The 9,880-nt window shown below is 33.5% G+C and carries 10 protein-coding genes; 8 read left to right on the top strand and 2 right to left on the bottom strand.

All coding sequences use genetic code 11. From position 1 onward, the window contains the following. Both ABJF52_RS15830 and ABJF52_RS15825 read right to left on the bottom strand, forming a co-directional pair. Window positions 1-379: universal stress protein (locus ABJF52_RS15830; RefSeq protein WP_348152403.1), on the bottom strand; the 379-nt coding region annotated here is incomplete at its 3' end. A 77-nt stretch (window positions 380-456) separates the two neighbouring features. Continuing rightward, on the bottom strand, window positions 457-1,146 hold the full coding sequence (locus tag ABJF52_RS15825; RefSeq protein WP_348152400.1) for a Crp/Fnr family transcriptional regulator: 690 nt from the start codon (window positions 1,144-1,146) through the stop codon (window positions 457-459). Between the two features lie 119 nt (window positions 1,147-1,265). Here ABJF52_RS15825 and ABJF52_RS15820 point away from each other — a divergent pair, with 119 nt between their 5' ends. The 8 genes from ABJF52_RS15820 (at window position 1,266) to ABJF52_RS15785 (ending at window position 9,879) form a co-directional block, all read left to right on the top strand. Beyond that, window positions 1,266-3,662 (top strand): heavy metal translocating P-type ATPase metal-binding domain-containing protein, encoded by a 2,397-nt coding sequence (locus tag ABJF52_RS15820; RefSeq protein ID WP_348152398.1) that lies wholly within the window; start codon window positions 1,266-1,268, stop codon window positions 3,660-3,662. A 126-nt stretch (window positions 3,663-3,788) separates the two neighbouring features. Beyond that, window positions 3,789-4,223: a doxx family protein gene (locus ABJF52_RS15815; protein WP_348152396.1), complete on the top strand. Its 435-nt coding sequence runs from the start codon at window positions 3,789-3,791 to the stop codon at window positions 4,221-4,223. 189 nt (window positions 4,224-4,412) lie between these two features. Next, window positions 4,413-4,604, top strand: a complete 192-nt coding sequence (ccoS, locus tag ABJF52_RS15810) for a cbb3-type cytochrome oxidase assembly protein CcoS (RefSeq protein WP_348152393.1) — start codon at window positions 4,413-4,415, stop codon at window positions 4,602-4,604. Between the two features lie 15 nt (window positions 4,605-4,619). Further along, window positions 4,620-6,815, top strand: coding sequence for a cytochrome-c oxidase, cbb3-type subunit I (gene ccoN / locus ABJF52_RS15805; protein WP_348152390.1), 2,196 nt, complete (start codon window positions 4,620-4,622; stop codon window positions 6,813-6,815). Between the two features lie 7 nt (window positions 6,816-6,822). After that, entirely contained in the window at window positions 6,823-6,990 is a 168-nt protein-coding gene (locus ABJF52_RS15800; protein WP_348152387.1) for a CcoQ/FixQ family Cbb3-type cytochrome c oxidase assembly chaperone, read from the top strand. 40 nt (window positions 6,991-7,030) lie between these two features. Further along, complete coding sequence (locus tag ABJF52_RS15795) at window positions 7,031-7,915, top strand: cbb3-type cytochrome c oxidase N-terminal domain-containing protein (protein WP_348152384.1); 885 nt, start codon at window positions 7,031-7,033, stop codon at window positions 7,913-7,915. 93 nt (window positions 7,916-8,008) lie between these two features. Next, window positions 8,009-9,427, top strand: a complete 1,419-nt coding sequence (ccoG, locus tag ABJF52_RS15790; RefSeq protein ID WP_348152382.1) for a cytochrome c oxidase accessory protein CcoG — start codon at window positions 8,009-8,011, stop codon at window positions 9,425-9,427. A 5-nt stretch (window positions 9,428-9,432) separates the two neighbouring features. Further along, window positions 9,433-9,879, top strand: coding sequence for a FixH family protein (locus tag ABJF52_RS15785; protein WP_348152379.1), 447 nt, complete (start codon window positions 9,433-9,435; stop codon window positions 9,877-9,879). Window position 9,880 lies beyond the last annotated feature (1 nt).

The raw sequence follows: 9,880 nt of genomic DNA, 5'->3' as shown, positions 1-9,880 counted from the left end.
GAAAAACTTCTTTATAACCTGATGCGCCTTTTGTTCCAGAAACTATAATATCTATTTTCTCCGATTCAACCGTCTCTATAATTTTTTGAGTTAAGAAGTCAAAAGAAGAAATGGCTTCATAATTATGAAGTTTATTAAAATTGAGTTTTTTTATTTCTTTAAGGGCTTTTTGTAAGCCCTGCTTGGATAATTTACTTTCATTTTCAGAAACCAGCGTTTTACTTTTTGTTTCCGCTAAAAATCGACTGTGTACAATTGAAGGTGTATATACATTTAAGAAATAAAATTTGCATTCCTCATTGTCAAAAAGTTGCGTTGCATATTTCGCCGCAATCAAGGCGTTTTCAGAAAAATCAGTAGGCAGCAATACATTTTTCATTGATAACTCTGTTCAAAACTACCTTGTAAATTTATATTTCAAAATCAAATGAAAATATGATAATTGTCAGTTTGGGTCTAAAACCCGGCAATCAAATCTAAAAGTCCTTTTTCATCTGAAATACCAATTTTCTTTCCAGCGGTTTTAATGAGTCCTTTTTTCTTAAATTCTGAAATAATTCGAATGCAAGATTCAGATGCAGTACCAACGATATTTGCGTATTCGTCACGAGAAAGGGTGAGGTTTAGAAATCCATCTTTATCTTCGCCATAACTCTTTTTAAGATATAAAAAGGCTTCTCCAAGACGCTGCTTTACCGTTTTTTGAGACATATTTACGATTACATTGTCGGCTTCTTTTAAATCGTGAGCCATATGACGTAAAACTTCAACTGCAAAATTTGGATTGGTGTTTAAAGTATTAATTATAGTATTTTTTGGAATAAAACAAACGGTCATGTCATTAATTGCTACGGCGCGTAAATGTGTTGTTTCGTCGGCAATTACCGAGCGTTGGCCCATTATAACTCCATTACTTGCTAATTTAACAATATGTTCTTTGCCATTGGCACTAAGTTTAGAGAGTTTTGATACTCCATCGCGAACACAATAAACACCATCAAGTTTTTCGCCTTCTTCAAAAATAGATTCCCCCTTTTTAACTGATTTTAAAACTTTCGAATTAGAGACTTCTTTCAGTTCATCTTTACTAAGTGCTCTTAATGAATTATATTGTCTAACTATACAACTTTCGCATCTCGTTTCCATGTTTATACATTTATTCAGCGGCGAAGGTAGTATTCGAAGATATTTCAAAAACTGACAAATGTCATGTAAATTTTATGCATGTTAATTGAAATTTGTACTAGGTATAAGTAGATGTGAATATGGCTGAAAATAATTGTTATCATTGTGGTGATGCTTGCGGAAGTTCTGGTATAAAATTCGATGAAAAAGAATTTTGCTGCAATGGCTGTAAGACAGTATATGAGATTTTTGCAAGTAACGATTTATGTAATTTCTACGATATACAGGCAGCGGCAGGGACTACACCAAATGTGGTTGAAGGAAAGTATGATTTCTTAGACAACCTAAAAATTGTTGAAAAGCTTACCGAATTTAATGATGGTGCTATTCAAATAGTGAATCTTTATATACCACATATTCATTGTAGTTCTTGTATTTGGGTGCTCGAGAATCTTAATAAATTGAACCCACATGTAAATGCGGCTCAAGTTGATTTCCCTAAAAAGACAGTAAGAATCACATTTAATAGTTCGGATTTCTCCTTGAAACATTTGGTGAATTTGCTAGTGAGAATAGGCTATGAGCCCTATATTTCTTTAAATGATTATGATAAAAAGGATAAAACTACAGATCGTAGTTTAATTTATAAATTAGGCGTAGCTGGTTTTGCCTTTGGTAATGTAATGTTTCTTTCATTTCCAGATTATTTTGATTTGTCTTCTAGTGAAAATTCCGGAGGCGAATTTTGGTTAAATCAATATCAAGATGTATTTCGTTGGTTAATGTTTACTTTTTCATTACCCGTGGTGTTCTATGCCGGTAATGACTATTTTATTTCGGCATTTAAAGGGTTACGAAGTAAGATTTTGAATATAGATGTACCCATTGCATTAGGTATTTCGGTGCTATTTTTAAGAAGTACTTTGGAAATTATTTTTGATTGGGGTAGTGGTTTTTTTGATTCATTAACGGGATTGGTCTTTTTTCTCCTATTGGGGAAATTCTTTCAACAAAAAACTTATTCCTTTTTATCTTTTGAACGTGATTACAAATCGTATTTTCCAATAGCGGTTACAAGAATAACGAAAGAAGGTAAAGAAGAGAGCACACAAGTACATGATATTAAAAAAGGTAATCGTTTATTAATACGTAATGAAGAATTAATTCCGGTTGATGGTATTTTAATCAACGGTAAGGCACGTATTGATTATAGTTTTGTCACTGGTGAATCTGAACCAGTTGAAAAAGTTCCAGGCGATAAAATTTTTGCTGGAGGAAAACAATTACAAGGTGCTATAGAAATGGAGGCTTTAAAGTCCGTTTCACAGAGTTATTTAACACAACTATGGAGTAATTCGATTTTTCAGAATGATAAAACCAGTAAATTTCAAACACTAACAGATAGTATTGGTAAAAGGTTTACCATTGCTGTTTTAACCATAGCTTTTGTAGCTACCGGTTTTTGGTTGTTTTATGATTCAAGTAAAGCAATGAACGTTTTTACCGCCGTGCTCATTATTGCTTGCCCTTGTGCTATTGCATTAGCAGCCCCCTTTACGTTAGGTAATTTATTGCGGATTTTTGGACGTAAAAAATTGTATCTCAAAAACACACAAACTATCGAGCAGTTATCGCAAATTAATTCTGCAATTTTTGATAAAACAGGAACGATTACAACGTCAAAAAAAAGTACGGCGACTTATGAGGGAATGCCTTTAACACTGGAAGAGGAAGCTTTGCTAAAAAACACTTTGCGTGCATCTAACCATCCATTAAGTAGGTCCTTGTATAATCTCTTGGCCGAACAAAATATTGTTAGTCTAGATGAGTACGAAGAACATTTGGGTAGAGGAGTAGCAGGTAGTTTAGATGGGGAGTTTATAAAAGCTGGATCTGCTGAATTTGTTGGTGATAAGAGCACTAATGATGTATTAAATACTGCTGTTCATGTTAGTAGTAATGATATGTACAAAGGCAAATATGTATTTCATAACGAATACCGTGAAGGCGTATCAGAAGTATTTAAAAAATTATCAGAAACCATACAATTAGCAATTCTTTCAGGTGATAATGAAGGAGAAAAACAACGTTTAGAGCAATTACTGCCAAAATTGACTCCGCTGTATTTTAATCAGAAACCAGAAAATAAATTGAGCTTTATTAAGTCTTTACAAGACCAGAAAAAAAAGGTACTTATGGTTGGCGATGGTTTAAATGATGCTGGTGCTCTCGCACAAGCTGAAGTTGGTATTGCTATTTCGGAAAACGTAAATGTTTTCTCTCCCGCTTGTGATGGAATTTTGGATGCTTCGAAATTTCAACAATTACCAAAATTTATAAATGTGGCTAAAAAAGGAATTAAAATAATTAAATGGAGCTTTGCGCTTTCGCTAATTTATAATGTTGTCGGACTTTATTTTGCCGTAACAGGACAGTTGCAACCGGTTATTGCGGCAATACTAATGCCATTAAGTTCTATCAGTGTAGTAGTCTTTACAACAGTTATGACTAACCTGGTGGGTAAAGAATTAGATTAGTAATTTTTAAATATACCGGGGTTTATTTTAATGAAAAATACAATTTATTGGTAAAAATGCATGACAAAACAATCTAAAAAGTTAGGTTTGTGAATTCTAAAATATTACAAATTAGTATTAAGTTAAATGCCTACCAGTAACTCAAATATTTTCATAACACATTTCAAAAAAATATCATTTCTGCAAATTTCAATTGCCATTGTATACTTGTGGTTTGGAGGACTTAAATTTTTTAATAATACAAGTCCAGCAGAAGAAATTGCAAAAGATACTATTGGTATTTTAACTATGGGAATAATATCTAGAGAAACAACTATTATTCTATTGGCAATATTAGAAGTGGGAATCGGTATTTTCCTTTTATTGGACATTTACCGCAAGAAAACTATTGTTATAACACTTGGTCATATGGCGTGTACATTTACTTCTTTATTGCTTTTAAATGAAGCCTCGTTTACATTTAGTCCGTATGCTCCCACGTTGCTCGGACAATACATTATTAAAAATTTAATAATTGTTGCTGCCCTAATTTCTATTTATCAGAATTCTAGTAAGGCATAAACATTTTAGATTTTTTTCTACATATGAATAATTTTACTCTTTTGCAAAATTCTCATATTGTTTAGCGTCTTGTAAATCAATTGTTTACAATTTAATCAATCAACTTTTTTAATAATTATTCAAAACCTGATATATGTCATATTTATTGACATAGTCGCTATTTATTTTTACACAATAATTCAGGTAGGTATGAGTGCAATTTATATTCTTTTGGCGATTAGTATTGTGGTTGCCCTTGTTTTTTTTGCTGCATTTATTATTGCGGTTCGTAAAGGACAATACGACGATTCTTATACACCTTCAGTTAGAATGCTTTTCGAAGACGAAGTCGTAAAAGCACCTTCCCAAAAAATTAAGACCAAAATTAAAAAATCCAACTAAACACTATAATTGATTATGGAAGTACAGCAGTTTTATTATGATAACAAAATCGTAAAAAATTTCCTCTATGCTACTATTTTTTGGGGCATCGTGGGTATGTCAGTAGGGCTTTTACTCGCTTTTATGTTTCTTTTCCCTAATGTTACCGACGGTATCTCTTGGTTAAGTTTCGGTAGACTTAGACCACTGCATACAAATGCGGTAATTTTTGCATTTGTTGGTAACGCAATTTTCGCAGGTGTTTATTATTCGACACAACGATTATTAAAGGCAAGAATGTTTAACGACATTTTAAGTAAAATTAATTTTTGGGGTTGGCAATTGATAATTGTAGCTGCTGCCATTACATTGCCACTCGGTTATTCTACATCAAAAGAATATGCTGAATTGGAATGGCCAATAGATATAGCTATTGCTGTTATTTGGGTTGTGTTTGGTTGGAACTTGATTGGGACAATTATAAAAAGAAGACAGCGACATATGTATGTTGCAATCTGGTTTTATCTGGCCACTTTTGTTACCATTGCTGTATTGCATATTTTCAATAGTTTAGAACTTCCAGTTAGTGGTTTAAAAAGTTACTCGGTATACGCAGGTGTACAAGATGCATTAGTACAATGGTGGTACGGGCATAATGCCGTAGCATTTTTCTTAACGACTCCATTTTTAGGTTTGATGTATTATTTCGTTCCTAAGGCAGCTAATAGACCGGTATATTCTTATCGACTTTCTATTGTACACTTTTGGTCGTTAATCTTTATATATATCTGGGCTGGTCCACATCACTTGCTATATTCCTCCTTGCCTGATTGGGCACAGAATTTAGGGGTTGCTTTTTCTGTGATGTTAATTGCACCTTCTTGGGGTGGTATGATAAATGGATTGTTAACACTGCGCGGGGCTTGGGATAAAGTTCGTACAGATCCTACTTTAAAATTTATGGTAGTTGCTATCACAGGTTATGGTATGGCAACGTTTGAAGGCCCATTGCTTTCGCTTAAAAATGTGAATGCAATAGCACATTTTAGTGACTGGATTATTGCACACGTGCATGTGGGCGCATTAGCATGGAATGGTTTCTTAACCTTTGGTATGATTTATTGGTTAATTCCTCGAATGACCAAAACAAAGTTATACTCTGTAGGCTTGGCAAACACACATTTCTGGATAGGTACTTTAGGAATTATACTTTATACACTTCCAATGTATGTGGCTGGATTCACGCAAGCTTTAATGTGGAAAGATTTCAACCCAGATGGTACATTGGTATATGGTAACTTTTTAGAAACTGTAAATGAAATTATTCCAATGTATTGGATGCGTGCTATTGGTGGTAGTATGTATATACTAGGAGCATTTGTAATGTTGTACAATGTTGTACAAACAATTCGTTCTGGTGAAGCTGTTGAAGACGAATTAGTAGAAGCCCCTGCTTTATCCAAAGTTTCGAAAAGAAGAACATCTGGGGAAACTTTCCATACTTGGTTAGAACGTAAGCCTGTTCAATTAACAATTTTGGCTACTGTAGCCATTTTAATTGGTGGAGTTGTTCAGATAGTCCCAACTATTATGGTTAAATCGAACATTCCAACAATTACAAGTGTAAAACCATATACTCCTTTAGAATTAGAAGGACGAGACTTATATATAAGAGAAGGTTGTGTGGGTTGTCACTCACAAATGATACGTCCGTTTAGAAGTGAAGTAGAGCGTTATGGTGAATATGCTAAGGCTGGTGAATTCGTATATGATCATCCATTCCTTTGGGGTAGTAAAAGAACGGGTCCAGATTTGCTTAGAGTAGGTGGTAAGTATTCCGATAATTGGCATCTTAACCATATGTATGATCCGCAGAGTACTTCATCAGGTTCTATAATGCCAGCTTATCAATGGTTGGTTAGAAATGAACATGACCGAAGTAATATCGAATCAAAAATGCGAGTAATGCAAACTTTGGGAGTACCCTATACAGAAGAAGATGTTGCTAATGCGAAGCAGTCTATGGATGAACAAGCAACTAAGATTGAAAAAAATCTTTATACCGATCCAGATTTTGCAAAAAGCTATGAAACTGATAAAAAATATGCCCAAGAAAATAATGAAGAATTCATTGAAATGAGAGATCGTGAGATTGTGGCATTGATTTCATACTTACAGCGTTTAGGTACCGATATTAAAATTAAAGATGCATCTGAAACAGCAGCTAAATAATTAAGTTATGTTGAAATTTATAAAAGGACATTTAGAAAGTATTGATGGGGTAGCAACTTACCCGATGATATCATTATTAATTTTCTTCATCTTTTTCGCTATTCTTTTTTGGTGGGTATTTACAGCATCAAAAGCACACATTAAAGAGGTTAGTAAATTACCCTTAGAAGATTAAATAAAAAATAAAACTATTAACCGACCGTAAATAAGTACACATGAAAAATAGTTCAGTTTGGTGGATTCGTGTCCCCGTTATTTTCTTTATCATAATAGGAATAACAGAATATTTTATTGATTCTGGTGATAAACCAGCATTTATAGAATATCCAATATTACTCTGGTTTTTTGTATTGGTTTTGCTCATATTGGTGGCGATAGAAATTATCATTCAAGCCATAGAAGCAGTAATGTTTAGAACCTTAGATGAAGCTGCTCAAAAACGATATCTTGAAGCGAAGTCGTCAAATTGGGAATGGACATGGGGAAAAAAAACATATAATAAACTTCTCGGTTCAAAACCAATTGAAAAGGAAGGAGATATTACGCTAGATCATAACTATGATGGTATCCGAGAATTAGATAATACACTACCACCATGGTGGGTATATATGTTTTATGCAACCATAATATTTGCGGTAGTCTACTTAGTTCGCTTCCATATTGTAAACGATTATACACAAACGGAAGAATTTGAACAAGAAATGGCTCAAGCTGGTGAAGAAATTGAAGCCTATAAATTAACTGCTAAAGATTTAGTAGATGCTAATACCGTGGAATTGTTAACGGATGCTAGTGACCTTTCTGCTGGTAAAGCCATTTTTACTGCTAATTGTGTGGCTTGCCATATGGCCGATGGAGGCGGTGGTATTGGACCAAACCTTACTGATGAATATTGGATTTTAGGAGGTGGTATTAAAAACGTTTTTAACACGGTATCTGAAGGTGGTAGAGATGGTAAAGGTATGGTAGCTTGGAAACAAATATTAAAACCAGTGGAAAGAGCTCAAGTATCGAGTTATATTCTTGCTGAAATAAATGGAAAAACTCCTGCGAACCCAAAAGCACCAGAAGGTGACAAATGGGAGGAGACTGTTGAATAAATAAATCTGATTGTGCTTCTCATAATTTTGAGATGACTTAAATGATTTTTTAATTCGATTAGAGATTGTTGAATAGTCTTTATTTTTAAAGTAATGGCACAAGATCAAGAAAATTTTAGAGACTCAATTGGTACCATCAATGAAGATGGTAAACGCGCTTGGGTGTTTCCAAAAAAACCCAGTGGTAAATTTTACCAATACCGAAAGTTAGTAAGTTACTTTTTATTGACATTTTTGGTTGCTGCTCCATTTATCAAAATTAATGGGAATCAGTTTTTAATGTTTAATGTATTAGAGCGTCGATTCAATATTTTTGGTTTTCCTTTCTGGCCACAAGATTTTCATCTCTTTGTAATCTCTATGATTATTGGGGTGGTTTTTATAGCACTTTTTACCGTTGCTTTCGGTCGCATCTTTTGTGGATGGATGTGTCCACAAACCATTTTTTTAGAAATGGTTTTCCGTAGAATTGAATATTGGATTGATGGAGATCGAGGAGCACAAATGAAATTAGATCGCCAAGCATGGAATGCTGAAAAAATTAGAAAAAGAGTGTTGAAATGGACAATCTTTTTCATTATATCTTTTTTAATTGCCAATGTGTTCTTAGCCTATCTCATTGGTAGTGACAGATTGATGAATTATATTAATGATGGGCCTTTAGAGCATGTCAGTACTTTAGTTTCATTATTGATTTTCACCTTAGTTTTCTATTTTATATTCGCGTGGTTTCGTGAACAGGTTTGTATTATTGCTTGTCCGTATGGAAGAATGCAAGGAGTTTTACTAGATAATAAATCTATTATTGTTGCTTATGATCATAAGCGCGGAGAAGCCGAAAATGGTCGAAAAAAATGGAGAAAAAATGAAGATCGTGAAGCACTGGGCCATGGCGATTGTATTGATTGTAATCAATGTGTAAATGTTTGTCCAACGAATATAGATATTCGTAATGGCACACAACTGGAGTGTGTAAATTGTACAGCATGTATTGATGAATGTGATACAATTATGGAAAAGGTAAACCTTCCAAAAGGTTTAATTAGATATACCAGTGAAGACGAAATTGTAAAGAAAGAAAAGTTCAAATTTACACCGCGTTTAAAAGGATATTCGGCCGTTTTGGTAATACTAACAGGAATTTTAGTGGGAATGTTATTTTTAAGAAATGACCTTGAAGCAAATATTTTAAGATTACCAGGACAATTATATGAGCATAAAGAAGGTAATATTATTAGTAATGTGTACACCTTTAAATTGGTAAATAAAACAACCAAAGATGTTGAAGATGTTAGCTTTAAATTACTTTCTCATAAAGGAGACATTGAACTTGTACGACATGAAAATTTTGTGGTTCCTGCTCAAGAAATGGCAGAAGGGACACTTTTTATCGAAATAAATAATGCGGCTTTAGATGGCGATAAAACAAAGCTAAAAATTGGTGTTTTTAGTGGAGATGAAAAAATTGAAACAACAACGGCTAGGTTTTTGGCGCCTAGAAGTTATAACTAAATAATATGAAAATTAATTGGGGAACTAGTATTGTAATAGCCTTTATCGCTTTTATCTCATTTATCCTGTACTTCGTTGTTCGCATGAGTACAGAAGTGAAAGCTGAACATGATTTGGTGACGGAAGATTATTATAAGGATGAACTGGGTTATCAAGAGGATATCGATGCAGAACAAAACGCAAAAGACTTATTCAGCGAATTAGAAATTAATATTTCTGAAGAAGGATTGAATATTACTTTTCCTCAAAACCAAAATGTTTCAAATATTAAAGGTCATGTTTTCCTATATAGGCCGTCCAATAAGCGATTAGATTTTGACTTTCCTTTGAGTCTTTCTAATTCACATTTGCTCATACCTGACAAAAGTTTGTTGGATGGTCGTTGGAACATAAAAATAGTTTGGGAATACAATAATGAATCTTACTTGCATAAAGAAAATATAAACTATTAGT

Source organism: Aurantibacter sp. (assembly GCF_039941195.1).
Classification (GTDB): Bacteria; Bacteroidota; Bacteroidia; order Flavobacteriales; family Flavobacteriaceae; genus Aurantibacter_A.
Note: the sequence above shows the minus strand (reverse complement) of the source record. Positions and strands in the feature narration are given on the sequence as shown.